This window comes from Massilia sp. 9I (genome assembly GCF_902506415.1).
Taxonomy (GTDB): domain Bacteria; phylum Pseudomonadota; class Gammaproteobacteria; order Burkholderiales; family Burkholderiaceae_D; genus Telluria.
This window is the reverse complement of record NZ_LR733275.1, coordinates 706,317-731,796: the sequence shown is the minus strand read 5'-3', so window position 1 is coordinate 731,796 and position 25,480 is coordinate 706,317. Positions and strand designations below refer to the sequence as shown.

At 66.7% G+C, this 25,480-nt stretch carries 26 protein-coding genes; 16 read left to right on the top strand and 10 right to left on the bottom strand.

All coding sequences use genetic code 11. The features are described 5' to 3' along the window. Nucleotides 1-57 precede the first annotated feature (57 nt). The 5 genes from nagZ to GV068_RS03290 all read right to left on the bottom strand — a co-directional run bounded on the left by nagZ (nucleotide 58) and on the right by GV068_RS03290 (nucleotide 6,154). Entirely contained in the window at nucleotides 58-1,545 is a 1,488-nt protein-coding gene (gene nagZ, locus GV068_RS03310) for a beta-N-acetylhexosaminidase (RefSeq protein ID WP_159695986.1), read from the bottom strand. Between the two features lie 19 nt (nucleotides 1,546-1,564). Next, nucleotides 1,565-2,575 (bottom strand): SIS domain-containing protein, encoded by a 1,011-nt coding sequence (locus GV068_RS03305; protein ID WP_159704514.1) that lies wholly within the window; start codon nucleotides 2,573-2,575, stop codon nucleotides 1,565-1,567. A gap of 17 nt (nucleotides 2,576-2,592) precedes the next feature. Further along, complete coding sequence (nagA, locus tag GV068_RS03300) at nucleotides 2,593-3,678, bottom strand: N-acetylglucosamine-6-phosphate deacetylase (RefSeq protein WP_159695985.1); 1,086 nt, start codon at nucleotides 3,676-3,678, stop codon at nucleotides 2,593-2,595. After that, entirely contained in the window at nucleotides 3,675-4,553 is an 879-nt protein-coding gene (locus GV068_RS03295) for a BadF/BadG/BcrA/BcrD ATPase family protein (protein ID WP_159695984.1), read from the bottom strand. The genes nagA and GV068_RS03295 overlap by 4 nt, the downstream gene beginning before the upstream one ends. Before the next feature lie 245 nt (nucleotides 4,554-4,798). Further along, nucleotides 4,799-6,154 (bottom strand): GIN domain-containing protein, encoded by a 1,356-nt coding sequence (locus tag GV068_RS03290; protein WP_159695983.1) that lies wholly within the window; start codon nucleotides 6,152-6,154, stop codon nucleotides 4,799-4,801. Nucleotides 6,155-6,330: 176 nt separating this feature from the next. On the opposite strand from GV068_RS03290, the gene GV068_RS25325 reads away from it, so the two are divergent. The 10 genes from GV068_RS25325 (at nucleotide 6,331) to GV068_RS03245 (ending at nucleotide 13,232) form a co-directional block, all read left to right on the top strand. Beyond that, nucleotides 6,331-6,465, top strand: a complete 135-nt coding sequence (locus tag GV068_RS25325) for a hypothetical protein (protein WP_267874522.1) — start codon at nucleotides 6,331-6,333, stop codon at nucleotides 6,463-6,465. A gap of 34 nt (nucleotides 6,466-6,499) precedes the next feature. Continuing rightward, a complete protein-coding gene (locus GV068_RS03285) occupies nucleotides 6,500-7,324 on the top strand; it encodes a metal-dependent hydrolase (RefSeq protein WP_159695982.1) in 825 nt (274 codons plus the stop codon). 73 nt (nucleotides 7,325-7,397) lie between these two features. After that, complete coding sequence (locus GV068_RS03280; RefSeq protein WP_159695981.1) at nucleotides 7,398-7,583, top strand: hypothetical protein; 186 nt, start codon at nucleotides 7,398-7,400, stop codon at nucleotides 7,581-7,583. A gap of 6 nt (nucleotides 7,584-7,589) precedes the next feature. Beyond that, a complete protein-coding gene (locus GV068_RS03275; protein WP_159695980.1) occupies nucleotides 7,590-8,054 on the top strand; it encodes a hypothetical protein in 465 nt (154 codons plus the stop codon). An 8-nt stretch (nucleotides 8,055-8,062) separates the two neighbouring features. After that, nucleotides 8,063-9,631, top strand: coding sequence for an AAA family ATPase (locus GV068_RS03270; RefSeq protein ID WP_159695979.1), 1,569 nt, complete (start codon nucleotides 8,063-8,065; stop codon nucleotides 9,629-9,631). 3 nt (nucleotides 9,632-9,634) lie between these two features. Then, nucleotides 9,635-10,303, top strand: a complete 669-nt coding sequence (locus tag GV068_RS03265) for a general secretion pathway protein GspB (RefSeq protein WP_159695978.1) — start codon at nucleotides 9,635-9,637, stop codon at nucleotides 10,301-10,303. After that, entirely contained in the window at nucleotides 10,275-10,811 is a 537-nt protein-coding gene (gene mobB / locus GV068_RS03260) for a molybdopterin-guanine dinucleotide biosynthesis protein B (protein ID WP_229463644.1), read from the top strand. Before GV068_RS03265 ends, mobB begins: the two co-directional genes overlap by 29 nt. Before the next feature lie 61 nt (nucleotides 10,812-10,872). Beyond that, a complete protein-coding gene (locus GV068_RS03255; RefSeq protein WP_159695977.1) occupies nucleotides 10,873-11,070 on the top strand; it encodes a YjfB family protein in 198 nt (65 codons plus the stop codon). 236 nt (nucleotides 11,071-11,306) lie between these two features. Then, nucleotides 11,307-11,594 carry a DUF2282 domain-containing protein gene (locus GV068_RS03250; protein ID WP_159695976.1) on the top strand — a complete coding sequence of 96 codons (288 nt, stop codon included), beginning with the start codon at nucleotides 11,307-11,309 and terminating at the stop codon, nucleotides 11,592-11,594. Nucleotides 11,595-11,597: 3 nt separating this feature from the next. Beyond that, the gene (locus GV068_RS03245) at nucleotides 11,598-13,232 is read left to right on the top strand and encodes a DUF692 family multinuclear iron-containing protein (protein WP_159695975.1); all 1,635 of its coding nucleotides are present in this window, start codon (nucleotides 11,598-11,600) and stop codon (nucleotides 13,230-13,232) included. Nucleotides 13,233-13,235: 3 nt separating this feature from the next. Here GV068_RS03245 and GV068_RS03240 read toward each other — a convergent pair whose 3' ends face one another. The 3 genes from GV068_RS03240 to fumC form a co-directional block, all read right to left on the bottom strand. After that, the gene (locus GV068_RS03240) at nucleotides 13,236-13,517 is read right to left on the bottom strand and encodes a DUF883 family protein (protein WP_159695974.1); all 282 of its coding nucleotides are present in this window, start codon (nucleotides 13,515-13,517) and stop codon (nucleotides 13,236-13,238) included. A 113-nt stretch (nucleotides 13,518-13,630) separates the two neighbouring features. Continuing rightward, complete coding sequence (locus GV068_RS03235) at nucleotides 13,631-13,843, bottom strand: RNA-binding S4 domain-containing protein (RefSeq protein WP_159695973.1); 213 nt, start codon at nucleotides 13,841-13,843, stop codon at nucleotides 13,631-13,633. A gap of 22 nt (nucleotides 13,844-13,865) precedes the next feature. Continuing rightward, entirely contained in the window at nucleotides 13,866-15,263 is a 1,398-nt protein-coding gene (gene fumC, locus GV068_RS03230) for a class II fumarate hydratase (RefSeq protein ID WP_159695972.1), read from the bottom strand. 89 nt (nucleotides 15,264-15,352) lie between these two features. Here fumC and GV068_RS24885 point away from each other — a divergent pair, with 89 nt between their 5' ends. Both GV068_RS24885 and GV068_RS03220 read left to right on the top strand, forming a co-directional pair. Then, a complete protein-coding gene (locus tag GV068_RS24885; protein WP_201303237.1) occupies nucleotides 15,353-16,372 on the top strand; it encodes a FimV family protein in 1,020 nt (339 codons plus the stop codon). Between the two features lie 344 nt (nucleotides 16,373-16,716). Continuing rightward, nucleotides 16,717-17,679, top strand: a complete 963-nt coding sequence (locus GV068_RS03220) for an HDOD domain-containing protein (RefSeq protein WP_159695971.1) — start codon at nucleotides 16,717-16,719, stop codon at nucleotides 17,677-17,679. 52 nt (nucleotides 17,680-17,731) lie between these two features. On the opposite strand, the gene GV068_RS03215 is transcribed toward GV068_RS03220, so the two are convergent. Further along, a complete protein-coding gene (locus tag GV068_RS03215; RefSeq protein WP_159695970.1) occupies nucleotides 17,732-18,013 on the bottom strand; it encodes a flagellar protein FliT in 282 nt (93 codons plus the stop codon). A gap of 338 nt (nucleotides 18,014-18,351) precedes the next feature. Here GV068_RS03215 and GV068_RS03210 point away from each other — a divergent pair, with 338 nt between their 5' ends. From GV068_RS03210 to GV068_RS03195, 4 genes are all read left to right on the top strand, one after another. Beyond that, nucleotides 18,352-20,976 (top strand): M1 family metallopeptidase, encoded by a 2,625-nt coding sequence (locus GV068_RS03210; RefSeq protein WP_159695969.1) that lies wholly within the window; start codon nucleotides 18,352-18,354, stop codon nucleotides 20,974-20,976. Between the two features lie 35 nt (nucleotides 20,977-21,011). Next, entirely contained in the window at nucleotides 21,012-23,072 is a 2,061-nt protein-coding gene (locus tag GV068_RS03205) for a M13 family metallopeptidase (RefSeq protein ID WP_159695968.1), read from the top strand. A gap of 230 nt (nucleotides 23,073-23,302) precedes the next feature. Continuing rightward, on the top strand, nucleotides 23,303-23,920 hold the full coding sequence (locus GV068_RS03200; RefSeq protein ID WP_159695967.1) for a bifunctional 2-polyprenyl-6-hydroxyphenol methylase/3-demethylubiquinol 3-O-methyltransferase UbiG: 618 nt from the start codon (nucleotides 23,303-23,305) through the stop codon (nucleotides 23,918-23,920). A 72-nt stretch (nucleotides 23,921-23,992) separates the two neighbouring features. Continuing rightward, the gene (locus tag GV068_RS03195; protein ID WP_159695966.1) at nucleotides 23,993-24,169 is read left to right on the top strand and encodes a CsbD family protein; all 177 of its coding nucleotides are present in this window, start codon (nucleotides 23,993-23,995) and stop codon (nucleotides 24,167-24,169) included. A 56-nt stretch (nucleotides 24,170-24,225) separates the two neighbouring features. Here GV068_RS03195 and GV068_RS03190 read toward each other — a convergent pair whose 3' ends face one another. Beyond that, nucleotides 24,226-25,314 (bottom strand): AI-2E family transporter, encoded by a 1,089-nt coding sequence (locus tag GV068_RS03190; RefSeq protein ID WP_159695965.1) that lies wholly within the window; start codon nucleotides 25,312-25,314, stop codon nucleotides 24,226-24,228. Nucleotides 25,315-25,480 lie beyond the last annotated feature (166 nt).

Sequence of the window (25,480 nt, the reverse complement as noted above, 5' to 3'; positions counted from 1 at the left end):
ACATAGCGTTACCTCATGCGTGCAGGAAAGAAGAAGGGGGCGCAGGCCCCCTTGGTTTTACTGCGTTTCGAAACCCGGCACCGGACAATGTCCCGGCGCCTCGATCTCGCCCGCCAGCCAGGCGACGACCGCATCCACCGCGGGCGGTGCGAAGCCGTAGGTCATCAGGGCCGGGGCCGCGAAGTCGAGCGCCTGGTAGGGGTTCCACAGCGCCAGGTGCAGGTCGGGACGCCAAGTGGCGCGGGCCTGCGGGCCGTAGCGGCGGCGTGCGGTCGAGGCGAGGATCGTGAAGCGGCCGTCCTGCGGCAGTGCGTTCCAGTCGAAAGTCTCGGCGTCAAGGAAGGTGACCAGTTCGACCTCGTACAGGCGCCCCAGCGCCGCGGCCACGCTGGCTGCCGGAACGCCGGCTTCGGACACGCCGTCGCTGACCACGTCGGCGCGCGCCACCAGGCGCACCTTGCTGCCCCTGGCAGGACGCTGCGGCCGGCCGAGCGCGGTCAGGCCGGCGCGCCAGGCACGCGCCATCAGGGCGCGGTCATCGTGCTCGGCCAGGTAAGCGACCGGGCCGGCGGGATGCGCGGCCGCCAGCTTGGCCAGGCGCGCCAGGCGCGCTTCGACTTCCGCCAGCGGCAGCACGCCGTCGGCAATCGCCCGCGCGATCGCGTGTACGGTCTCGACTTGCGTTTCGCGCGCGCCGATCGCCATCACCATGTCGGCGCCCGCCACCAGAGCGTTGACCGCCGCTTCGCCGGCGCCGTAGCGGTGCGCGATCGCATGCATGTCCATGCCGTCGGTGATGATCACGCCCTCGTAGCCGAAGCGTTCGCGCAGGATGCCGGTCAGGATGGGACGCGACATCGTGGCCGGGAATTGCGGGTCGAGCGCCGGATAGACGATGTGGGCGGTCATCACGGCGGAAGCCTTGGGCGCAGCGATGCGGAAAGGCGCGAACTCGAAGCGCTCCAGTTCCGCCAGCGGCTTGTCGACCGTCGGCAGGTCGCGGTGCGAATCGACGTGGGTGTCGCCGTGGCCCGGGAAGTGCTTGACGCAGCAGGCCACGCCTTCGCTTTCGCTGCCTTCCATCCAGGCCATCGCGATGCGGGCTGCGGTCTCGGGATCGGCGCCGAAGGAGCGTTCGGCGATTACCGGGTTGTGCGGGTTGTTGTTCAGGTCCAGCACCGGCGCGAAGTTCCAGTTGAAGCCGAGTGCGCGCACCGCGCGCGCTACCGCGGCGCCGACTTCGCGGGCGAGCTGCGGATCATTCGCCGCGCCTAGCGCCATGCCGCTCGGCGGCGCCGGCACCCAGGTCGAGCGCACCACGGCGCCGCCTTCCTGGTCGAGCGCGACCAGCGCCTCTGGCCCCATCGCATCGCGCAGGGCGCCCGTCAGACTGGTGAGCTGGGCCGCGTCCTGCATGTTCTGGCGGAACAGGCAGGCGCCGCGCACCTTGTACTGGCGCAGGAAAGCGTCGGTCTCGGCATCCAGTTCGGTGCCGAACAGTCGCACCATGATCAGCTGGCCGGCGAGGGCGACGTAGTCAGTCATTGATTCGTCGGTCATCGTCTTAATTCGTCTTGGTGACTTTGCTCAGGTGGCGTGGCTTGTCCGGGTCGAGGCCGCGCGCTTCCGATAGGCGCGCCGCCATCATGTAGAAGGCCTGGATCGCGGCGATCGGGTCGAGGTCGGAAATCGCGGCCGTCGGCAGGGTCAGGTCGCGGCTGGCGATGTCGCCCGGCGCCGCCAGCAGCACGCGCGCGCCGCGGCCGCGCATCTCGTCGGCCAGCGCCACCAGGCTGGCCTGGGCCGGTCCGCGGGTCGCGAAGATCAGGAGCGGATAGCCTTCCTCGATCAGCGCCATCGGGCCGTGCTTGATCTCGGCGCCGCTGAAGGCTTCGGCCTGCAGCGCAGAGGTTTCCTTGAACTTCAGGCTGGCCTCCAGCGCCACCGGGAAGCTGATGCCGCGGCCCACCACCATGATGTTGCGGGCCGGCGCCAGCACTTCGATCGCGGGCGACCAGTCGGCCTGGCTGGCCGCACGCAGCGCGTCCGGCAGGGCCGCAATGCCGTCCTTCAGCTCCGGATCGTTCTGCCATTCGGCGACCAGGCGCGCGCCGGCCACCATGCTGGCGATGAAGCTCTTGGTGGCGGCCACGCTCTGCTCTTTACCGGCGTGCAGGGGCATGGTCCACTCGGCCGCCTGGGCCAGGGGCGAGCTGGCGTCGTTCACCAGCGCCACCGTGGTGGCGCCGCCGTCGCGGAAATAGGTGATCGGTTCCACCACGTCCGGGCTCTGGCCCGACTGCGAGATCGACACCGCCAGGGTGTCGCGCGTGACCAGCGGTGATTTGTACAGCGTGATCAGGGACATCGGCAGCGAGGTCACCAGGCGGCCCATGCGCGCCATGATCAGGTAGGCCAGGTAGCTCGACGCATGGTCGGAGCTGCCGCGCGCCACCGTCACCGCGCTATGGAAGTTGGTCGAGCGCAGCGCACGGCCCAGGTCCGCGTAGCGTTCGGCATCCTGCGCCAGCTGCTGCGCCACGCAGTCGCCGGCGGACAGGGCTTCCTGGTACATGAGGGACGTGGGGGTGTTCACTGCGCTTCTCCTTCGATATAAACGGCTTTGATGTTCAGGTCGCGGTCGAGGACCACGAAGTCGGCGTGGCAGCCCGGCGCGAGGCGGCCGCGCTGGGTTTCGCCGAGGTAGTCGGCGGCATTGGTGGAAACGCGGCGGCTCGCTTCGCTGAGCGGCAGGCCGATCTTCACCAGGTTGCGCAGGGCCTGGTCCATGGTCAGGGTGCTGCCGGCCAGCGTCCCGTCGGCCAGGCGCACGCCGCCCATGCACTTGTGGACGACCTGGCGGCCCAGCATGTATTCGCCGTCCGGCATGCCGGCGGCGGCGGTCGAATCGGTCACGCAGAACAGCTTCGGAATGCAGCGCAGCGCGGTCTTGATCGCGCCCGGATGCACGTGCAGCAGGTCGGGGATGATCTCGGCGTATTCGGCGTGGGCCAGCGCGGCGCCGACCATGCCGGGATCGCGGTGGTGCAGGCCGGGCATGGCGTTGAACAGGTGGGTGAAACCGGCCGCGCCGTGCTCCAGCGCCTGCACGCCGGTTTCATACGAACCGTTGGTGTGGCCGATCTGGACCCGGATGCCGGCATCGGCGATCGCGCGCAGCAGTTCCATGTGGCCGTCGATTTCCGGCGCCACGGTGATCAGGCGCATCGGCGCGGCTTCGTTGAAGCGATTGACTTCGTCGAGCGTGGCTTCGCGCGCATAGGGCGGCTGGGCGCCCAGCTTGCCGGAATTGATGTACGGGCCTTCCAGGTGCACGCCCAGGATGCGCGCCTCGCCCTTGGCGCGCGCCTTGCATGCGGCGCCGATGGCGCTGAGCGCCCGGTCGATGTCCTCGACCGGCGCGGTCATGGTGGTGGCCAGCAGGGCGGTGGTGCCGTGCTTCGCGTGCAGGGCCGCGATGACGTGGGGCGCGTCGCCGCCTTCCATCATGTCGCGTCCCGCGCCGCCGTGCACGTGCACGTCGATGAAGCCGGGCAGGATGTAGTCGTCGCCGTTGGCGGAAGGATCGACTTCATGGCCGTCGATGCCTTCGATGAAGGCGCCGTGGCGCAGTTCGCCGTGGATCCAGCCGCCGGGGGTGAGGATGTTGCCTTTCATTGTGCTGCTCCTTCAAGTTGGCGCGCGATCATGCGCAGCGCACCGGCGGCGGAATCGCCTTGCGCCGGCACGCAGCGCGCCAGCGTGGCGGCCGGCAGCCAGGCGCGCAGCGCCTCGCCCAGCCCGCCGCACAGGGCCAGCGGCAGGGTGTGGCTGCGGTCGAGCGCTTCGGCGATGCTGGCCACTTCGCGGCCCGCGTGTTCGAGGATGGCGCGCGCCACCGGATCAAGCTCGCCATGGGCCACCACGAAGCGCGCCAGGCCGGCGTAGGCGGTCTGGTTGGCGCGCCCTAACCAGACCTGCACCGCGTCGCGCGAGCCGCCGCAGAATTCGATGACGTCGCGCGCAAAAGCGCGGCCTTCGACGCGGCCGTCCAGCACCTGTTCGATGTGGTTCAGCGCGCGCAGGCCCATCCAGGCGCCGCTCGCTTCGTCCCCGGCCGGGAAGCCCCAGCCGCCGACTTCCACCTTGGTGCCGTCGCCAAGCATGGCTTCGCCGACGCTGCCGGTGCCGATTGCGACGATTGCGCCGGGCTTGCCCCCATGGGCGCCCATCAGGGTGGTGAAGCCGTCGGTGTCGAGGGCCAGGGCGGCGTAGCCGGGATTGCTTGCCACGAACTGGGCCGCCCATTCCTTGTTGTGCACGCCCGCCAGGCCGAGGCCGATCGCGCAGGAAGCCATCGGGACCTTGTCGATGCCGAGGGAAGCGAAGGCGTCGGCGACGACGCCGTTGATGGTGGTCCAGGCATTGTCGATGCCGCGCGACAGTGCCGAAGGCCCGCCGCTTGCCTGCGCGAGTTCGGTGCCGTCGGGACGGGCCAGGCGCACGCGGGTACCGGTGCCGCCGCCGTCGACGCCGATGAGATAGTCGGTCATGGTGTGAGTGTTGAGCCGGGAGGTCAGCGCACTATAGGGAGGCGCTAAGGCGATGTCAACAGGTATTTAACTGGTATGCAAATTTCCTGTGCAAGAATGCGTTGAAATGCACACGAAATTTGCATAAACCATTGATTTTGCAAATGTTTTTATTGGTACGCGAACTGGTATTGTCGAGCGCTCGAAAAGCGGCTGGTATTGCTTGAGGAAGAGGTGGCGCCGCCGGACGGCGGCGCCGGGATCGATCAGGGTGCGTTCTGGCGGCTGCCGTTGCGGTCGATCAGCAGCAGCGCCGCCTGGCGCTCGCCGCGCGCGGCCTTGCGGCGCTCGTCCTGTCCATTCACCTTCACCGCCGCGCTGGATGGGCCGGTGACGGAGATGTCGGCGCGGCCGGCCGTCAGGCCGCGGCCCTCCAACCCGCCCGAACCGCTGATGCGCGCCTTGACCAGTTCGACGTTGCCGTCGATGTGGGCGGAGCCCGGTCCGCTGATCTTGAGCAGCAGGCGCTTGCCGTCGATGCTCGCATTCAGGCCGCCGGAGCCGTGCAGTTCGGCGTCCAGGATGTCGGACACGCCGGCCAGCTCGATGTCGCCGGGGCCGCTGGCCTTGAGCGCCGCACGGCGCACCTTCAGGCCGCGCGCATCGAGGTCGCCCGAGCCGCTGACGTCCGCGGTGAGCTCGCCGATGCTGCCATCGAGCTTGGCGCTGCCGGGGCCGCCGAGGCGCACGATGGCGCTCGCTGCCTGCAGGCCGCGGGCTTCCAGCGAACCGGAACCGTTCACCTGGGCGTCGAATTTCTTGATGCTGCCGGCGACGCAGGCGCTGCCCGGTCCCTGCTGGACGGTGGACACCGCCTCGGCCGCCAGCGCGCAGGCTTCGAAGTCGCCCGAGCCGCCGATCTCGGCGCGCAGCTCGCGCGCGCTGCCCGACAGTTTCATGCTCCCGGGCCCGTCCAGGCGTGCGCTCAGGCGCGCCAGGCGCAGGTCGTCGGCTTCCAGGTCACCGGGACCGCTCAGCGTCGCCGCCAGCTCGTTGCCGACGCCGGACAGGCGCACGTCGCCCGGCCCCGACTGGGTGAGGTTGACGTTGGCCGCCTTCAGCCGGTGCAGGTCGACGTCGCCGCTGCCGCTCGAGCGCAGCGCCAGTTCTCGCACTGCGCCGGAGGCCTGCAGGTCGCCGGGACCGTCGACGCTGAGCGTGAAACTGTCGCCGGCGAGCTGCGCCAGCTCGACGTCGCCGCTGCCGCTCATCTTGAGGCTCTTGAGCTGGCCAGCGGTGATGCTGATGGTGGGCGTCTCGCGCTTGCCCCAGCTGAAGTGGAAGCCGTTGCGCTGCACCGGACGCACCACCAGGGTATCGCCGCGCACGAATGTCTCGATCTCGGCGAGCTGCTTGGGGTCGCCCGACAGTTGCACCGCCTGGCGGCCCTGGGCCCGCACCACGACCTGATAAGGGCCTGACAGTTCGATGGCGCTGAAGCCCGCGACCGCGCGCTGCTGCGTCACGCTCGCCGCAGGCGCCTCGGCGTGGCTGGCCTGGATGGAGAGGAAGCCGGCGCCGAGGGCGGCGGCAAGCACGAGGGGTTTCAGGGCTGTCTTCATGTTCTTGTTCTGTGAAGGATCATCGGGAGCCTGAACGATACGGCAGGCCGCTGCGCGCCGCATGGGGAAACCGACGGATGCGCGAAAACGCGGAACAGAGTGCATTTTCCGGCGGATGAGTTGCGGAAGCGGTCTGGCGCCTGCGCGCGGAACCGGCCAACGCCGGCCTGGTGCTGGTGGCGCTGACCAGCTGGGGCCAGGAGGAAGACCGGCGCCGCACCCGGGACAGCGGTTTCGACCACCACCTCACCAAGCCGGTGGACGTCGACCAGTTGCTGGACATGCTGGCGCGGATTCCGGTGGCGCGCTAATGCTATAGTGGAGGCCTCTTTTCGAGGGGGTGCCATGTCTTCGCTTACCGTCCGCCAGCTCGACGTCGACCTGTCGCGCGGCTTCGGCCGCCGCTGGCTGGGCGGCGATGCCTATCGCACCCAGCTGTTCAATGCGCTGTCGATGACCTTCCCGATCGGCGAGCAGATGTTCATCGACAGCCTGCGCGCCATTCCGCCAGAGCGCCTTACCGATCCGGGGCTGCGCGCCGAGGTCAAGGACTTCATCGGCCAGGAAGCGACCCACCGCCACATGCACGTCCAGTACAACGCCGAACTGGAGCGCCAGGGCCTGTCCTTCGTCACCGGCGATCGCATCGCGCGCCGGGTGCGGCGGGTCACCGGCTTTTCCGTGCGCAGCCGGGTGGCGATCACCTGCGCGCTGGAGCACTACACGGCCATGCTGGCCGACGGCGTGCTGCGCCATCCGGAATGGATAGCCGATGCCGAGCCAAGCCTGCGCCGGCTGTGGGAATGGCATGCGGTCGAGGAGCTGGAGCACAAGGCGGTCGCTTTCGACGCCTACCGCGCCGCCGGCGGCGGCTATTGGCGCCGGGTGCTGTGGTTCGTGCACGTGAGCCTGGTGTTCTGGTTCGATAACTTGGTCCAGACCGCGCACAACCTGAAGCGCGACGGTGCGCTGTGGAGGGCGGGCACCTGGGCCAGCGCGGCGCGCATGTGGTTCGGGCGGCGCGGGCTGGCCTGGCACATGGCCGGTCCGGTGCTGCACTACTTTTCGCCGCGTTTCCATCCTTGGCAACACGACAACCGGGCCATGCTCGAAATGTGGCTCGACCGCAACAGCAGCGCCTACCGGGCGGTGCGCACGACCACGCCTTGACCGCTGTCGGGCCTGGCGCGTGGCGGGGCAGGGCCGGGCGGTGTCATAATGCGGGGATGGAAGGAGAACTCCCGTGATTCGCTATATGGGCACCCGCAAGAACGATGAAGGCGCTGCCGTCTACGTCTTCCTCATCAACGGCATGCAGAAGGAAGTGCGCGAGCATGCGCTCAAGCAGCACCCCGGCTGCTTCGAGGCCTTGCCGGCCACGGTCAAGGCCCAGATCGCGGCCAACCGCGCCTGGCTGTCCAGGCTGTAGGCCGCCGTGCGCGTTTCCCGCCTGGCGCTCGCCGCTGCACTGTCTGCCGCTTCCCTGGCTACGCAGGCCATGCCCTCGACCTTCAGCCAGGTGGTGGGCAACGCGCTGCTGTGCCGCAGCCACCTCGAGAACCGCTATTTCCACGACTACCTGACCAGCTCCTTCGGCCCGGCCTATAAGCGCGAGGGCGGGGCGTACTGGTTCAAGGTCGAGGCCACCCTGTGGGGCGCGGAAGTGAAGGAAGTCATGGTCAGCGACGATACCAGCGAGATGGTCTTCATCGCCGCCCTCACCGACAGCACTCCGCAAGAGCTGGAAGGCGCGATCCAGGCCGCCTCCGGGACGGCCTTCCGGGCAGTCGACGCCTCGCCATTTCCTTTGCGCGTGTCAAGCTCGGGCAGCACGATCGCTTACAAGAATGACAAAAGCAAGATATATTGCGCGAAGTTCAAATCGCTGCCCGTCCGCTAGCATTGTTCATGTACAACCACTACTTCCACCTGAAGGGCGCGCCGTTCTCGATCGCCCCTGACCCGCGCTACCTGTTCATGAGCGAGCGCCATCGTGAGGCGCTGGCGCACCTGCTGTACGGCATCGGCAGCGGCGGCGGCTTCGTCCTGCTGACCGGCGAGATCGGGGCCGGCAAGACCACGGTGTGCCGCTGCTTCATCGAGCAGATTCCCGACAACTGCCGCCTGGCCTACATCTTCAACCCGCGCCTGAGCGTCGAGGAACTGCTGCTGAGCGTGTGCGACGAGCTGCGCATCGAACTGCCGCCGGCCGGCACGCCGCTCGGACTGAAAGGCTACGTCGACGCCATCAACCGCTACCTGCTGGAGTCGCACGCGCAGGGGCTGAACAACGTGCTGGTGATCGACGAGGCGCAGAACCTGTCGGCCGAGGTGCTGGAGCAGCTGCGGCTCCTGACCAACCTCGAGACCAGCGAGAGGAAGCTGCTGCAGATCATCCTGATCGGCCAGCCCGAGCTGCGCACCATGCTCGCCAGGCCCGAACTGGAACAGCTGGCCCAGCGCGTGATCGCGCGCTACCACCTGGGGCCCCTGTCGGAGGGCGAGACCGGCGCCTATGTCGCGCACCGGCTGGCGGTGGCGGGCGCGGGCGGCTCGCCGTTCCCACCCTCGCTCACGCCCCTGATCCATGCGCTGACGCACGGCGTCCCGCGCCGCATCAACCTGCTGTGCGACCGCGCGCTGCTCGGCGCCTACGTCGAGAACAGCCCGCAGGTGACGCGCACCATCCTCAAGAAGGCGGCAAGCGAAGTGTTCGCCGGCGAGCCCTCGCCGCGCAGCCTGCGCTTGCCGCTGGTGGCTGGCGGCGTGCTGGCGCTGGCGGCGGTCAGCGCGGCGGCGTGGCAGGCTATCCCTGCGCGGACGCCGGGACCTACGGCGGTCGCCTCGGCGCCTGCCAAAGCGGCGCCGGTGGCCTCGGCGGTGCCGCCGGTGCAGGCCGATGAAGCGAATGCGCTGCGCGAGCTGGCGGCGCTGTGGGGCCAGCCGCTGGTGGGCGACAAGCCCTGCGAGGCGGCCCTGCGCCTCGACCTGCGCTGCCACCAGGGCCGCGGCGGCCTGTACGAATTGCGCCTGCTCGACCGTCCGGCCGTGGTGACCCTGCACGACGGCCCGCGCACCGGCTACGCCATCCTGTCGGCGCTGGACGCCGACAGCGTCACCCTGAGCGCGGGCGCACGGCGCGAAAAGATCGACCTGGCCACGTTTGTTGCGCGCTTCGGCGGCGAGTTCACCACCTTCTGGCGCATGCCCAAGGCTTTCCGCGACGAGCTGGCCGCGGGCGACCGCGGGCCCGATGTCGACTGGGTGGCCGGGCGCCTGGCCCAGATCAACAAGGCGCCGGCGCCGAAACCCGAGCGTCCGCTCGATGCCGCGACGCGCGAATCGCTGCAGCGCTTCCAGGCGGCGCAGAACCTGAAGGCGGACGGCCTGGCCGGTCCGCGCACCTACATGCGCCTGAACCAGCTGTCCGGCGTGCCGGAGCCACGCCTGCTGGCGCAGGCCGCGATAGGAAAATAACGCATGTCGTACATCCTCGAAGCCCTCAAGAAGGCCCAGGCCGAGCGCCAGCTCGGCAACGCCCCGACCATCCACGCACCGGCGCCAAGCTACACGGCCGCCGTGACCCGCAGCAGCCGCAACCCGCTGATCGTCGGCGTCGTCGCCGGCACCCTGGTGGTGGCGCTGGGGGCGCTGTTCCTGCTGCGCCAGCAGGCGCCCGCACCGGCCCCCGTCGTGGCGCAGGCGGCGCCTGCGCCAGTTGCCCCGCCCGTGGCGGCCGTGCCGGCGCCCGTTCCAGTGCCGGAGCCGGTCGCGCCGCCCAAGCCGGTGGAAGCGGTGAAGCCGAAAGAAGCGCCGGCCAGGCCGAAGGCGGAACCGGCCCCAGCGCCCGCGCCGGTCGAGGCCGCGCCGGAATCGCCGCGTCCCGTGCTGGTGGCGGCGGCGCCCGCGCCGGCCGAGGACAACGTCGGCCCGCTGCAGTCGCTGCCGGAAGCGGTGCAGCGCGATATCCCGAAAGTGGCCTTCGGCGGCTACATCTATTCGCCGAATCCGGCCGAACGCCTGCTCCTGGTTGACAAGATGCTGCGCCGCGAAGGGGAAGAGGTCGCGCCCGGGCTGGTGCTGGAGCGCCTGCTGCCGAAGGCGGCGATCATGAATTTCCGTGGCTATCGCTACCGTGTCGGCTACTAGCGGCGGCCACGGTCCGGTATTGGGCGTGGTCGGCTGGTCCGGCAGCGGCAAGACCTCGCTGCTGGAACACCTGATTGGCCGGCTGGCGGGGCAGGGCCTGCGCGTGAATGTCGTCAAGCATAGCCACCATGACGTCGAACTGGAGCCGCCGCGCAAGGACAGTGCGCGCCTGCGCATGGCGGGCGCGGCCGAGGTGATGCTGGCCTCGCCTTACCGGGTCGCCATCCTGCGCGAACTGCGCGGGGCGGACGAGCCTTCGCTGCTTGAGCACTTGGCGCGGCTGGCGCCGGCCGACCTGACCCTGGTGGAAGGCTACAAGTGGGAGCGGATCCCCAAGCTGGAAGTGTTCCGCCCCAGCCTGGGGCGGCCGGCGCTGTATCCGGAGGATGCGGACATCGTGGCCGTGGTGTCGGATACGCCGCGCCCGGACGGGGCGGGCGGGCTGGCCTGGCTGGACCTGAATGATCCCGATCAAGTCCTGGCCTGGTTGCAAAATTGGATGCGCTGAAGGCCTAAAGTTCTCGCGGATGGCGCCGTAAATGGTGGATACGCCTCAATGGGAGAATGACATGGATGTTTCCAGCATTGCCAAACTGTCCACCAGCATCGCCGAAACCGGCAACCGCCAGGAAGTGAGCCTGGCCGTGTTCAAGAAGGCGCAACAGATCCAGGAAGCAACCGCCACCCAGCTGCTCGACGCGCTGCCGGCGGTGCAGTCGGCGAATCTGCCGGCGCATTTGGGTAACAAGATCAATACCACGGCTTGATCGTCGCGCTTCGGCTGTTCTGACAGAAATTGGATCCCGGCCTTCGCCGGGATGACGGTCTTTAGGCTGGTAGTGATAGTTAGCGTTACCTTTTGGGCCATTACTTGAGCACGTCGTTCCCGCGCAGGCGGGAACCCAATTTACATTGAGCTGCCACTAGCTCCACCATCCTCCCACCTTGCATCTTTCCCCCGCCTGATAAATACTGGCGCCTTTCCCCAGCCAGGAGTACCCGCATGACCCACCGCCACGCCCTGATCGCCGCTGCCCTTGCCAGCGTCTGCGCCCATGCCGCCGCCCAGGACCAGATGGGAGCGCCGAAGGCCGACCAGGAAGCCTGCTATGGCGTGGCCAAGGCCGGCCAGAACGACTGCGGCACCGCCACCCACGGCTGCGCCGGCGTGGCTAAGGTCGACAACGATCCGAACGAGTGGAAATTTGTCGCCAAGGGCAGCTGCACCAAGCTGGGCGGCTCGCTGGAAGCAGGAAAGACCGAACCGGCCAAGGCCGAAGCCAAGAAGTAATCCATGCACACCGCCGGCGTGGGACTGCGCGCGCCGCACTACCGCGCTTTCCTGGAGCAGCGCCCGCCGGTCGGCTTCATCGAAGTCCACAGCGAGAACTACCTCGCCCGCAGCGGTTGGGACTGGCATGTGCTGACCCAGCTGCGCCGCGACTATTCCCTCAGCCTGCATGGCGTCGGCCTGGGCCTCGGCTCGGCGCACGGCTTTTCCGATGCCCACCTGGAGCGCGTGCGCGCGCTGGTCGAGGCGGTCGATCCCTTCCTCGTTTCCGAACACCTGAGCTGGGGCGCACTGGCCGACCGCCAGCTCAATGACCTGCTGCCGGTGACGCTGGACGAAGCCTCCTTGCGGCTGCTATGCGAGCGCGTCGACCGGGTGCAGTCGCGGCTGGGCCGCCGCTTGCTGGTCGAGAACGTCTCGACCTACGTGCGCTTCTGTGCCGACACCATGAGCGAGGCGCAATTCCTGGCTGAGCTGGCGCGCCGTACCGGCTGCGGCATCCTGCTCGACGTGAACAACCTCTACGTCAACCAGCACAACCATGGCGAAGACGCACGCGCCGCCATCGCCGCACTGCCTGTGGGCAGCGTGGGCGAAATCCACCTGGCCGGGCACCTCGAAACGCCGCTTGCCCTGGTCGACCACCACGGCGCGGCGGTGGCGGAGCCGGTCTGGGACCTGTACCGGGCGGCCCTGCAGCGCTTCGGCGCAGTGCCAACGCTAGTCGAGTGGGACGCGGACCTGCCGTCGCTCGAGGTCCTGGTGGCGGAGGCTGACAAGGCGAGCGCCATCGCGCGTGCGTTTCCTGCGGCGGCTGCCGCGCCGCCTATCCGGCCCGTAGCAAGCGCGGCCTCATACGACCAATTGGCCACGCTGCAGCAGCGCTTCGGCGACGCGCTGTTCGACCGCCAGCACGAAGCCACGCTGCAGCCCTTGCTGAGCGAGGGCAGGGTGGACCGGCTGGCCCTATACCGCGGCAACCTGACTGCCGGCGGGGAGCGCGCCCTTGGCGACACCTATCCGGTGCTGCGCCAGCTGGTGGGCGAGGAATTCTTCGCAGGCCTGGCGCGCGCCTACGGCAAGGCGTCGCCTTCGCAAGACCCGGACCTGGCCGGTTTCGGCGCACGGTTCGCGGATTTTCTGGCGGATTTCGCCCCGGCGGCGCCGTACGCCTACCTGCCGGACGTGGCGCGCCTCGAGTGGGCGGTTCACCGTGCCCACCTTGCGCCGGAGCTCGAACCGGTCGGCGCCGACGCACTGGCGACAATGGCGCCGGAAACCCTCGACGCCGCCCGTTTCACCCTGCATCCGTCCGTGGCGCTGCTGCACAGCCCCTGGGCTATCGTTTCCTTATGGCGAGCACACCAAGCGGATGGTCCACCCCTGCCGGCACGCGTGGACGTGCCATGCACCGCGTTGGTGGTGCGGCGCGGCTGGCAGGTGGAGGTGGTGGAGACGGGTGCGCCGGAGGCGGCTGCTCTCAAGCGGCTGGCAGCGGGCGCCAGCTTCGGTGAGGCGATCGACGCCGCGTTGGACGTCGACAGTGCGCCGGACATCGGCGCCATGCTGCAAGGCTGGTTCAGGCACGGCGTGGTGGCCGCGATTGCGGCGGACGGAGCCGGCCGGGTATCTGAATAGTGCTTAGTGGAAAGCGCGCAGGATGCGTTGTTCGCCGGTACAGTCGCAGAAGCGCTCGTTGGCGGCGCGAGTGGCGGCCATCATGCGCTCGAGCTGGGCATCCTCGAAACGGGCAAGTTCCTCGTTGGCCGCTTCCAGTGCCAGCGCCAGCTTGGCGCGCGCGTTCTGGTACAGCGCACTGGTGTAGTGGTCGGTGTTTTTCAGCAGCTCTTCGGCGTTCTCGATGACGAGACGCAGGTCTCCGATGAGCTGTTCCTGATTCTGGGCGCGGTTCGGGGTTTCCATGGCTTCACCTGTGGCCGGTTGATTTAAGTCGATTCTGATGACTTAAAATATAAACAAGGAAGCCCCGCTCTGTTTGTTAGGGCGCAAACATAAGCCCGCCGTTTTTTGGACGTTTATTGGACGCGGATCTGAATGTCGCCGACGCTGACGGTCTGGCCGCTGCGGATCTTTGCGGTTTTGCGCAGCTCCTGCTTCCCGTCGACCGACACCACGCCGCTGGCGACCATGTTCTTGCCGGCGCCGCCGCTGTCGACCAGGCCGACCAGCTTCAGCAGCTGGTTGACCTCGACGAATTCTGATGTCAAATCGAAATCTATTTTTTGCATTCTATCCTCGGGGTAATATGGTTTAGTCGACTGGATCCGGCCTGGTCATATCGATCGGCACGATCCACTGGTCGAACTGCTGCTCGTCGACGAAGCCGGATTGCAGCGCGGCCTGGCGCAGGGTCAGGCCCTCGTGCGACGCGGTCTTGGCGATCTGGGCGGCGCGATCATACCCGATGTGCGGGGCCAGTGCGGTCACCAGCATCAGCGATTTTTCCATCAGCTCGGCGATGCGGCTGTGGTTCGGCTCGATACCCTGGGCGCAATGCTCATCAAAAGAGCGCATGCCGTCGGCCAGCAGGCGCGCGCTCTGCAGGAAGTTATGCGCAATCATCGGCTTGAACACGTTCAGCTCGAAGTTGCCCTGCGAACCGCCGACCGTGATCGCGACATCGTTGCCGAACACCTGGCAGCACAGCATGGTCAGCGCCTCGCACTGGGTCGGATTGACCTTGCCCGGCATGATCGAGCTGCCCGGCTCGTTCTCGGGGATTGTGATCTCGCCCAGGCCCGAGCGCGGGCCGGACGCCATCCAACGCACGTCGTTGGCGATCTTCATCAGGGCGGTGGCCAGCGTTTTCATGGCGCCGTGGGCGGCGACCATGGCGTCGTGGCCGGCCAGGGCCATGAACTTGTTGGGCGCGCTCTTGAAGCTTAGGCCCGTGCGCGAGCTCAGCTCGGCGGCGATGCGCGGCGCGAACTCCGGGTGCGCGTTCAGGCCGGTGCCGACCGCAGTGCCGCCGGCGGCCAGCGCCAGCAGGCCGGGCAGGGTGGCGCGGATCGCGCTTTCGGCGAATTCCAGCTGGGCCACATAGCCGGAGAATTCCTGGCCCAGCGTCAATGGCGTCGCATCCTGCAGGTGGGTGCGGCCGATCTTGACGATGCTTTCAAAGTCGCGCGACTTGCGCAGCAGGGTCGAGCGCAGCTGGCTCAGGGCCGGCAGCAGGTTTTGCGCCACCGCGGCTGCCGCCGCCACGTGCATGGCGGTCGGGAAGATGTCGTTCGAGGACTGGCCCATGTTGACGTGGTCGTTTGGGTGCAGAAGGCGCTTCTCGCCCCGTTCGCCCCCCATCAGCTCGGAACCGCGGTTGGCCAGCACCTCGTTCATGTTCATGTTGCTTTGGGTGCCGGAACCGGTCTGCCAGACCGCCAGCGGGAATTCGGCCGGGTGGCGGCCCTCCAGCACTTCGTCGGCGGCGCGGATGATGGCCTCGGCTTTCTCAAGCGGCAGCTTGCCGAGCGAGCGGTTGACGGCGGCGGCGGCGCGCTTGACCTGGGCCAGGGCGGCGACCAGTTCCGGCGCCATGCGCTCGGTCGAGATGTGGAAATGGTGGAGCGAACGCTGGGTCTGGGCGCCCCAGAGGTGGTCCGCCGGTACCTCGATCGGGCCGAAGCTGTCTTTTTCAATCCTGTTTTCCATGGCTTTTCCTCTGGTATGCGGGGCTATGGCTAAAGAGTTTAGCTGATTGTCCGTTAAATACGCTCGGGCTTCATTTTTCCTGGTTTCCTATGGCTAGCCGCCTTCCACTGTTATTCACTTGCGCCTTGCTGGCCGGCGCTGCCCAGGCGGCCGAGCTCGGCGAAGCGCGCGTCAGTTCCTTCATCGGCCAGCCGCTGGTGGCCGACATCGAGCTGACCATGCTGGAAGACGCCGCCAACCCGGTCCAGGTGCGCCTGGCAAGCGCCAATGTCTACCGCGGCGCCAACATCGGCATGCCGGCGGTGCTGTCAACCGTGCGGATGTCGGTGATGCGGCGCGACGGGCGCCAGTTCCTGCACCTGACCTCGACCGGGGCGGTAGCCTCGGAACACCTGCATCTCTATCTCGAACTGGCCGATGGCTCGCAGCGCAGCGTGCGCCTGGCCACCCTGTGGCTGACGCCGGATCCGAACCCCGCGCCGCCGCCTGCGCCTGCGCCACCCGCGCCGGTAGCACCAGTCGTCGCCGCCAAGGCGGAGTCGAAACCGGAGCCTGCGCCGAAGCCTGTTATCGCGAAGCCGAAGCCGGTTCCAGCCAAGCCGAAACCGGTTGCCGTGGCGCCCAAGCCGGTCGAACCCATCCCCGTCAAGCCTGAGCCGACGCCGCCCCCGGCGGGCGCCGCCTGCGCCCCGGCGGTCCAGAAGGATGTCGACGCCTGCGTCATGCTGGGCGCGAAGAACGCCATGCTGCGCGAGCAGCTGGGCCAGCTCGAGGACAAGGTCAAGGTACTGCAGGTGGCGGCCGGCGCGTCGGCGGCATCGGTCGTGCCGCCGGTGAAGGCGCACAAGCCGAAAAAGAAGAAGCCGGAGCCGGTGCCGGAGGCGGGTACGCCCTGGTTGCCGGTCGCCGGCGCCGCTGCCGGCGTGCTGGCGCTGCTGACGGCGCTGCTCGTCGTCCTGCGCCGCCGCAAGGCCAAGGCGCGCGTGGTCGAGCCGCGCGTCGGCCTGGTCACGCGCCTGAAAGCGCGGTTTGCCCGCAAGCCTGCGCCGAAAGCAACAGTCGAGCCGACCCTGGAAGAGGGCGCACACGAGTCGTCTACACAAGTTTAATTTTTGCGATATACTCATTTCGTGGTCGCGAGATCATGAACGGCACAGAGTCCTGGCGCAGCCACCACCGATAGCGTGGCGCGGAAACCGGGTAACGTTGAAGAAACGCCTGTGTCCGGAAGCAGTTCGATTGCCAGCTGCGGCAGCGAACGCCGGATGCAACCGGCAAGAGGCGACGCCAGGAGATACCTGGTGATCGCTCTCCCGAATTCCATCAAAAGCGCCTTCGGGCGCTTTTGTCTTTTCAGGGCCAGGATGCGCTGCGCGATGCGGCATGCATACTTGGTCTGCCGGTGGCGCGCCGGACAGGCTACAATCACTGTGCGGCACAGACCTGGCCACCTATGAAAAACTGGATCAATCGAATACTCAGCGGTACGGAACCGCAGGCAGCCCCGCTGGAAGACGGCGAGGGCGTGCAAGAAGAAGCGGCGGATAAGGCCCAGACCGACGCCCTGTATTACCGCTGGCTGGCAGGGCCGGCCGTCTTCGACGCGCCGCCGGACACCGAGCGCGAGATCCTCGACCAGGTGCGCGCCCTTGCGCAGAACCCCGCGGTGGCGGCCGAACTGGTGCCGCGCGTCCCCGAGCTGATTCCCCGCCTGCTGCGCAGCCTGCGCGACGAAAGCGTCTCCACCGGCGAACTGGCCAGCCAGGTTGGCGAAGACGTGGTGCTGGTCGCCGAAGTCCTGCGCGAGGCGAACAGCGCCTACTACCGGCCCGCCACCCCGATCAAGACCCTGGACGCGGCCATCATGATGCTGGGCCAGAATGGCTTGCGCATGCTGCTGGCGCGGGTCGCCTTCCGGCCCATCATCCGGCTGCAGGAGGCGGGCTTCACGCGCCGGGCGGCGCCGCTGGTGTGGAACCACTCCGAGAAATGCGCGGTCGCGGCCAGCCTGATGGCTTCAGCGGTGACGGCCGACATCTTCGAATCCTGCCTGGCCGGGCTGATGCAGGACGTGGGGCTGGTCGTCGCCTTCCGGCTGGCGGACCGCATCTGCCTGAACGGCAAGGTGCCGCGTTCGGAAGCCTTCGGCCTCGAACTGCTGGCGCGCAGCAGGGAGCTGTCGGCGGTCATCGCCAGGCACTGGGATTTCCCGGGCAACGTGGCGGAGGCGATCCTGCAGGCAGGGGAGGCGGGCGGGTCGAGCCTGGCCCAAGCCTTGGAGCAGGGCGACCAGATTGCCAAGCTGCGCCTCCTGATCGACGCGGGGCTGATGGCGGAAGACGATGCGCTGGTGACGGAAGGGCTGAACAGCTACCAGCGCCGTTGCCTCGGCAAACTGAGCAACCTGGAAGCGTAATAGCAAAAGAAAAGGCACCCGCAGGTGCCTTCATTCTCGAATCCTAATTGGCTCAGTGCGCGCACATCGCGCGATCCAGCTGGCCCATCCACGGTTCGGTCACTTCGCGGATGGCACGGTCATTGGCCATCAGCTGCTTGATCAGGTCGACCTTGCGCTGGCGCATCGCGCCATCCAGCGCCGGCACGCCACCCGCTGCGGCGCCTGCCTCTGCACTTGCCTGTGTCTTCAGCTTGTCGAAACCGGCCCAGTCGCCAGCCTCAGCGGCGCCCTTCATCTGGCTGCTCACGCCAGCGAGGTTTTCGTACATCGAGAGGACGTCGTTCGAGGTCATGTTGGCACCGAGACAAGTAACGCCGGCCGGATTGCCGGGTATCTAAGGCGTTTACGGACGGGTTTTGGACAACTTGAGGGTTTCTCGAAAAAATATTGAAAAATTTTTCGATAGACATGAATGTTGTCAGTAATGCATGTTCGATCTATAGTGCATGGTCCCGAAAGCCCGCCGCCATTCCCCGTTTTCAGCAGTCTGGCCCCGTTTTTTGCAGTCTGTCGCAATCCGGGCGCAGGCGATGTCCGGCTTTCTTACATTGCATGCTGGGTTTTTGCGCCATCGAGCGCAGGAGCCGCACCAATAAAAACAGATTCGAGAGAGAGACTTTTATGAGAGACATGCCAGTCGCCCGAGCCAGCAAGGCCGCGCTTGCGGTCGCCTTTGCGCTGAGCGCCGCCGCGGCACAGGCCGAGGCGCCGTTCAGCTTTTCCGCCACGCCGGGCAAGCTGCCGAAGGATGTGGTGCCGCTGCAGTACGCGGCCCACATCATGCCTGACGTCGCCGGCAACACCTTCCGCGGCACGCAGACGGTCGAGATCGAGGTCCTGAAGCCGACCTCGACCATCATGCTGAACGCCGACAACATGCAGATCGATGAGGCTGCGCTGAGCGGCAAGGGCATCGGCAAGCTCAAGCTCGAGCCGATCCTCGACAAGGAACAGCAGACCCTGCGCTTCCAGCTGGACAAGCCGCTGGCCTCGGGTAAATATGAGCTGGCGCTGGCCTTCCGCGGCCAGATCAACCGCGAAGGGCGCGGCCTGTTCTACGTGAACTACAAGGCGGCCGGCCAGGACAAGAAGCTGATCGCCACCACGATGGCGCCGACCGACGCGCGCCGCATGCTGCCCACCTGGGACGAGCCTGCCTTCCGCGCCCGCTTCAAGCTGACCGTCGACGTGCCCGGCAACTTCAAGGCCTATTCGACCACCCCGATCGAGAAACGCGAAGAGCTCGCCGGCGGCCTGCAGCGCATCACCTTCGGCAATACGCCGAAGATGCCGAGTTACCTGGTGGTGCTGGTAGCGGGCGAGATGGAGCGCCTGGCCAGCAAGCAGGATGGCGTCGACATCGGCATCGTCACCACCGAGGGCAAGCTGGGCTCGGCCACCTTCCCATTGGCCGCCACCCGCGACCTGCTGCGCTACTACAATAATTACTTCGGCATCCCGTACCCGCTGCCCAAGCTGGACCAGATCGCCATTCCCGGCGGCTTCAACGGCGCCATGGAAAACTGGGGCGCGGTGGTCTACAACGAGCCGACCCTGCTGTACGACCCGAAGAAGAGCCCGGACAAGGTCAAGAAGCAGACCTTCAACATCAACGCCCACGAAGTGGCGCACCAGTGGTTCGGCAACCTGGTCACCATGGCCTGGTGGGACAACCTGTGGCTCAACGAAGGTTTCGCGTCGTGGATGGCGGCCAAGGCGACCAACCACTTCCATCCGGAGTGGCGCCCCTACCTGGAGGGCATGGCCGAGCGCGAATACGTGATGAACCTCGACGCGCGCAAGACCACCCACCCGATCCAGACCCGCATCGACACCGACGAGCAGGCCGCCGCGGCATTCGATGCGATCACCTACATGAAGGGCCAGGCCTTCCTGCGCATGCTGGAAGCCTATCTGGGCGAAGAACCCTTCCGCAAGGGCATGCGCGCCTACATGGCCAAGCACCAGTATTCGAATACCACGTCCGCCGACCTGTGGGCGGCGCTGGAAAAAGCCTCCGGCAAGCCGGTCGAGAAACTGGCTTCGGACTGGACCCTGCAGCCGGGCTTCCCCCTCATCAAGGTGGAACAAACCTGTGAAGACGGCAAGCGCAAGGTGACCCTGTCGCAGGAACAGTACCGCCTCGACGAAGCCGCGAGCGAAAAGCGCCTGTGGAACGTGCCGCTGCAGGTCGGCACCGTCAACGGCAAGGCCTGGTACACGCTGCTGTCCGGCCCCAGCACCACCATCAACCAGGGCGGCTGCGAAGGCGCGCTGGTGGTCGACCCCTACAGCGTCGGCTACTTCCGGGTGCAGTACGACCCGGCCAGCTTCCGCGCCCTGGCCGAGCAGGCGCCGCGCCTGCCGGACAGCACCCGCTTGAAGCTCCTTACCGATACCTGGAGCTTTGTCTCCGCCGGCCGCATGGGGCTGGACGCTTATTTGAAATTAGTGCGCAGCTATGGCGATGAGCCGCGTGTGGCGGTCTGGGACTCGATCCTGTCCAACCTGCGCACCCTCGATTCGCTGGCGCGCGGCGAGCCGGAGCAGGCGCTGATCCGCCGCTTCATGATCGACTTCATACACCCGAAGATGGACAGGCTGGGCTGGGATGAAAAGCCGGGCGAAAGCGCCGAGGACAGCCAGCTGCGCGGGATCCTGGCCACTGCACTGGCGCGCGCCGGCGACCCGCAGGCGATCGAGCAGGGCCGCACCCGCTTCGCGGCCTACCTGAAGGATCCGTCCTCGGTGCCGCCATCGATGATCGATTTCGTGACCAGCACCGCCGGCCGCTACGCCGACGCGGCCACCTACGAGGCCCTGGCAGCGCGCGCCGCCAGCGCGCCGACCAGCGAGGAGCGCAACCGCTTCGGCCGCGCGCTGACCAGCGTGCAGGACCCGGCCCTGGCCACGCGCACCCTGCAGGCGCTGCTGTCGCCGGATACGCCGCCCGACCTGACCCCCTACATCCTGGGCGGCGTGGCCAGCGAGCATCTCGACCAGACCTGGAACTTCGCCATCGCCAATCGTGAGGCGCTGCTCAACAACATGGAAGCGCTGGGCCGCAACGCCATGTTCGCCAGCATCGTCGGCTCGTCCGCCAACCCTGCCCACGCGGAGATGATGGAAGCCTACATGCGCAAGAACTTTGGGCCCGACGGCGTTGTCGAAGCCGAGCGCGTCGGCAATGGCGTGCGCATCCGCGCCGCCCAGAAGGCACGCCTGCTGCCGCAAGTGCGCGCCGCCCTGCAGTAATCGCAGCACCAAACCTCATTACAAAGAAGGGATTTATGAAAACCAGCTGGAATCCGATCAAGACCGCCGTCACCCTGGCGCTGTGCGGCGCCGCGTTCGCCGTTGCGCCGCTGCAGGCCGCCGAGCAAAGCACCGCCGCCAGCACCGCGCCTGCCAAGCCGGCCGGCGTGACCATGCTGCCGGGCGACGACTTCTACGCCTATGCCAACGGCGAGTGGATGAACAAGACCGAGATCCCGGCCGACCGCGGCGCCTGGGGCTCGATGTACGCGCTGGCCGAGGAGACCAATGCCCGCATCGTCAAGCTGATCGAGGAAGCGGCGGCCAACAAGTCCGCCAAGCCTGAAGCGCGCAAGGCGGCCGACTTCTACAAGGCCTACATGGACGAAGCGGCGATCGAGTCCGCCGGCCTGAACGCGCTCAAGCCGCGCCTGGCGAAGATCGACATGATCAATGATCGCGCCAGCCTCTCGCGCGTGCTGGGCGAATTCCTGCGCGCCGACGTGGACCCACTGAACGCCACCAACTTCAACACGCCGAACCTGTTCGGTGTCTGGATCAACCAGGGTTTGACCGACCCGTCGCGTAACGTGCCCTACATCCTGCAAGGCGGCATCGGCCTGCCGGATCGCGCCTATTACCTCGACAACAGCCCGAAGATGGCCGAGCTGCGCACCAAATACCAGCAGTACATCGCGCAAATGCTCAAGCTTGCCGGTCTCGATAACGCCGAACAGCGCGCGGCGAAGATCTTCGCCCTGGAGTCCGAGCTCGCCACGAGCCATGCATCGCGCGAAGAGTCTGCCGACATTCAGAAGGCCAACAATACCTGGACCATGCAGGATTTCGCCGCGAAGGCGCCGGGCATGGACTGGAAAGCTTTCATGAAAGGTGCGCGACTCGACAAGCAGGACCGCTTCATCGCCTATCATCCGGGCGCGCTCAAGGGCGCCGCGGCGCAGGTGGCCGCCACCGACCTGGCAACCTGGAAGGACTACCTCGGCTTCCACAGCCTGAACCAGTTCGCCAGCACCCTGCCGAAGGCCTACACCGACCTGCGCTTCGAGTTCTACGGCAAGACCCTGACCGGCTCGCCGCAGCAGTCGGCGCGCTGGAAGCGGGCGCTGTCGGCCACCAATGGCGCGATGGACGAAGCGGTCGGCAAGATGTACGTGGAGAAGTACTTCCCGGCCCAGGACAAGGCCCGCATTCTGAAGATGGTCGCCGACATCAAGACCGCCTTCGAACGCCGCATCGACAAGCTCGAATGGATGGCGCCGACCACCCGCACCCAGGCCAAGGAAAAGGTCCGCACCATGTATGTGGGCGTGGGCTATCCGGACAGCTGGAAGTCGTATGCCGGCCTGCAGGTATCGCCGACCGATGCGCTGGGCAACGTGCTGCGCGCGCAGGAATTCAACTATACCCAGCAGCTCGCCAAGCTCAAGCAGAAGCCGAAGAAGACCGAGTGGGCCATGCCGCCGCAGCTGGTCAACGCAGTCAACCTGCCGCTGCAGAACGCCCTGAACTTCCCGGCCGCGATCCTGCAGCCGCCGTTCTACGATCCGAAGGCCTCGGACGCGCACAACTACGGCGCGATCGGCTCGGTGATCGGCCACGAGATCAGCCACAGCTTCGACGACCAGGGCGCCCAGTTCGACGCCCAAGGGCGCCTGCGCGACTGGTGGACCAAGGAAGACCTGGCCCACTTCAAGACCGCGTCGCAGAAGCTGGTGGAGCAGTACAACACCTACAAGCCCTTCGACGACCTGGCGGTGAATGGCCAGCTGACGCTGAGCGAGAACCTGTCCGACCTGGCCGGCCTGGCCGCGGCCTACGACGCGTTCAAATCCTCGCCAGCCGGCAAGGGCACTGGCGTCGAGGCGGACCGCGAGTTCTACACGGGCTTCGCCCAGAGCTGGCGCACCAAGATGCGCGAAGCCTCGATGCGCCGCGCCGTGCTGACCGACGGCCACGCACCGGGCCAGTACCGCACCTACACCGTGCGCAACCTGGACTCCTGGTACAAGGCCTTCGACGTGCAGCCGGGGCAGAAGCTGTATTTGGCGCCGGAGCAGCGCGTTCGCGTTTGGTGATGGGGTAGGGCGGGAGCGGCCTGCTTGTAGTTAGCACCAATCCTGTCCGCACCCTCAAGACCGTCATTCCCGCGAAGGCGGGAATCCAAGTTTCTTCGATCCGTCGATGAGCATGCTTTAGCTGTGGAGCAAGCAAACTTGGATCCCGGCCTGCGCCGGGATGACGTGCTGAAGGCGGTGGTGAAAGCATGTTGTTCGACGGTTCGGGCTAATGCGCTGATAATGTCGCCATGAACTCCGACGACATCTCCCGCCGCACACTGGCCCACTACGAGCAAAACGCCGACGCCTTCTTCGCCGGCACCATCGACCACGACGTCAGCCAGAACATCGACGCCTTGCTCGGCGCGATCGAAGCTCCTTCGCCGTACACCATCCTCGACCTCGGCTGCGGACCAGGACGTGACCTGAAAACCTTCACCCAGCTCGGCCACAAGGCCATTGGCCTGGACGGCAGCAGCCGTTTCGCCGAGATGGCGCGTGCCTACAGCGGCTGTGAAGTATTGCACCAGGATTTCCTGCACCTCGACCTGCCGCCCGCAATGTTCGACGGCATCTTCGCCAATGCCTCGCTATTCCACGTTCCCAGCGCCGAGCTCCCTGCCGTGCTTGCCCATCTACACGACGCACTGAAACCCGGCGGCGTCCTGTTCAGCTCCAACCCGCGCGGCGACAACCGCGAAGGCTGGAATGGCCCGCGCTACGGCAGCTACCATGATTACGCAGCCTGGGAGCGCTACATGAGCACGGCAGGTTTTACTCCACTGAATCATTACTACCGTCCAGCCGGCCTGCCGCGCGAGCAGCAGCCCTGGCTGGCGAGCGTCTGGCGCAAGCCCGTGTGTTAGTTGGCGAACAGAGTTGCATCTTCAACAGGCCTATGGTGGGACTTCCTCCCACCAACACAAGAGGTGACTGAAATGAACGACGATCAAATCAAAGGCAAGGCCAAGGACATCGGCGGCAAGATTCAGGAGAAGGTCGGCGAAGCCACCGGCAACCGCCAGACCCAGCGCGAAGGCGTATCGAAGCAGGTCGAAGGCAAGGTGCAGGAAAAGGCCGGCGACGTGAAGGACATCTTCAAAGGCAACAATTAAAGTTCCCCCACTTAGCAAAAAGCCGCGCACTGCGCGGCTTTTTGCTTATTGGTCGGCTACTCCGGACTTCGCTTTTGCGCCGGTCTGTCCCCGAGAACATCCTCGATGTAGAGCATCTTGACCAGCACCGACAGCGCGGCCGCCAGCGGGGTCGCCAGCGCCACCCCGGCAAAGCCGAACAAGGTGCCGAAGATCAGCTGCATCACGATCACCAGCGCCGGCGGCATGTCAACCGCCCTGGCCTCGATCAGGGGTTGCAGGCCATAGCCTTCGATCAGCTGAATGCCGACGAACAGCAGCACCGTGTACAGCGCCAGGTCGGGACTGATCGACAGCGCCAGCAGCACGGCGGGGATGCCCGCCATGATCGGTCCCAGGTAGGGAATGAAATCGAGCAGGCCGGCGATGATGCCCAGGATCAGCGCCAGCGGCACGCCCAGCAGGCTCAGGCCGATCGAGGTGGCGACGCCGACGATCAGCATCGAGGCGCCCTTGCCGAGCAGCCAACTGGCCAGGGTATTGCCCAGTTCCTGCTGCACTTCGCGGGCACGGCTGCGCTTGGTCTTTGGAATCAGGCGCAGCACGCCGGTCGTGTAGGTATGCGGGCTGGCGGCAAAATAAATGCCGACGAACAGGATGATGACCACGTTCCCCAGCGCGCCGATCACGCCGCCGAAGAACAGGCCCGCATTCGGCACCATATTGCCCATCTGCTTGACGATCTGATCCGGAGGCGGCAGTTCCGCCACGACCCGCTTCATCAGTGGATGCTGTTCGACGGTCGACTTCAAGCGCTCGACCGCGGCCGGCACTTCCTTGGCCAGCTTGCTGGACTGCTCCGAAATCTGCGGCGCCATGGCCCAGCCACCGATGCCGATGATGGCGACTAGCAAGAGCACGACGATGCCGAGCGCAACCTTTCGATTAATGTGGAAGCGTCGCGCCAGGATCTCGCTCAGCTTGAAGAGCAGGATGGCGCACAGGATGCAGGCAAAGATCAGCAGCAGCGCATCGGCAGCCAACACCACAGCGGCGGCCAGGGCGATAAAGAGGATGGCGATCCCGCTGATCATGGTGACCCGCTTGGCAACGCGGCGTTGCGCCGGCGGCGGGTCGGTGGCGTGTTCTTGTGCTTGTTCGTTCATGGCATCGGCCTTTCAGTCGGCATGGTCGTGTTGACAAAAGGTTAGCATTGTCAGCGTCTCGACGTCGCGCAAATGCTGACATTTGTGCAATGTGCGGACACGAACAGAAGAGCTTGGCCGACGGTCGTAATCTGTACCCATGCATGGCCATCCGGACATGTTTACT

What these genes read in the sequence shown, in the direction of transcription:
- GV068_RS03200 (WP_159695967.1), top strand. Translation starts at nt 23,303, where the DNA reads ATGAACTCCGACGACATCTCCCGCCGCACACTGGCCCACTACGAGCAA.
- GV068_RS24885 (WP_201303237.1), top strand. Translation starts at nt 15,353, where the DNA reads ATGGCTAGCCGCCTTCCACTGTTATTCACTTGCGCCTTGCTGGCCGGC.
- GV068_RS03220 (WP_159695971.1), top strand. Translation starts at nt 16,717, where the DNA reads ATGAAAAACTGGATCAATCGAATACTCAGCGGTACGGAACCGCAGGCA.
- GV068_RS03290 (WP_159695983.1), bottom strand. Translation starts at nt 6,154, where the DNA reads ATGAAGACAGCCCTGAAACCCCTCGTGCTTGCCGCCGCCCTCGGCGCC.
- GV068_RS03210 (WP_159695969.1), top strand. Translation starts at nt 18,352, where the DNA reads ATGCCAGTCGCCCGAGCCAGCAAGGCCGCGCTTGCGGTCGCCTTTGCG.
- GV068_RS03235 (WP_159695973.1), bottom strand. Translation starts at nt 13,843, where the DNA reads ATGCAAAAAATAGATTTCGATTTGACATCAGAATTCGTCGAGGTCAAC.
- GV068_RS03190 (WP_159695965.1), bottom strand. Translation starts at nt 25,314, where the DNA reads ATGAACGAACAAGCACAAGAACACGCCACCGACCCGCCGCCGGCGCAA.
- GV068_RS03270 (WP_159695979.1), top strand. Translation starts at nt 8,063, where the DNA reads ATGTACAACCACTACTTCCACCTGAAGGGCGCGCCGTTCTCGATCGCC.
- GV068_RS03265 (WP_159695978.1), top strand. Translation starts at nt 9,635, where the DNA reads ATGTCGTACATCCTCGAAGCCCTCAAGAAGGCCCAGGCCGAGCGCCAG.
- GV068_RS03205 (WP_159695968.1), top strand. Translation starts at nt 21,012, where the DNA reads ATGAAAACCAGCTGGAATCCGATCAAGACCGCCGTCACCCTGGCGCTG.
- nagZ (WP_159695986.1), bottom strand. Translation starts at nt 1,545, where the DNA reads ATGACTGACTACGTCGCCCTCGCCGGCCAGCTGATCATGGTGCGACTG.
- GV068_RS03250 (WP_159695976.1), top strand. Translation starts at nt 11,307, where the DNA reads ATGACCCACCGCCACGCCCTGATCGCCGCTGCCCTTGCCAGCGTCTGC.
- GV068_RS03285 (WP_159695982.1), top strand. Translation starts at nt 6,500, where the DNA reads ATGTCTTCGCTTACCGTCCGCCAGCTCGACGTCGACCTGTCGCGCGGC.
- nagA (WP_159695985.1), bottom strand. Translation starts at nt 3,678, where the DNA reads ATGAAAGGCAACATCCTCACCCCCGGCGGCTGGATCCACGGCGAACTG.
- GV068_RS03195 (WP_159695966.1), top strand. Translation starts at nt 23,993, where the DNA reads ATGAACGACGATCAAATCAAAGGCAAGGCCAAGGACATCGGCGGCAAG.
- GV068_RS03305 (WP_159704514.1), bottom strand. Translation starts at nt 2,575, where the DNA reads ATGTACCAGGAAGCCCTGTCCGCCGGCGACTGCGTGGCGCAGCAGCTG.
- fumC (WP_159695972.1), bottom strand. Translation starts at nt 15,263, where the DNA reads ATGGAAAACAGGATTGAAAAAGACAGCTTCGGCCCGATCGAGGTACCG.
- GV068_RS03255 (WP_159695977.1), top strand. Translation starts at nt 10,873, where the DNA reads ATGGATGTTTCCAGCATTGCCAAACTGTCCACCAGCATCGCCGAAACC.
- GV068_RS03245 (WP_159695975.1), top strand. Translation starts at nt 11,598, where the DNA reads ATGCACACCGCCGGCGTGGGACTGCGCGCGCCGCACTACCGCGCTTTC.
- GV068_RS03295 (WP_159695984.1), bottom strand. Translation starts at nt 4,553, where the DNA reads ATGACCGACTATCTCATCGGCGTCGACGGCGGCGGCACCGGTACCCGC.
- GV068_RS03215 (WP_159695970.1), bottom strand. Translation starts at nt 18,013, where the DNA reads ATGACCTCGAACGACGTCCTCTCGATGTACGAAAACCTCGCTGGCGTG.
- GV068_RS03240 (WP_159695974.1), bottom strand. Translation starts at nt 13,517, where the DNA reads ATGGAAACCCCGAACCGCGCCCAGAATCAGGAACAGCTCATCGGAGAC.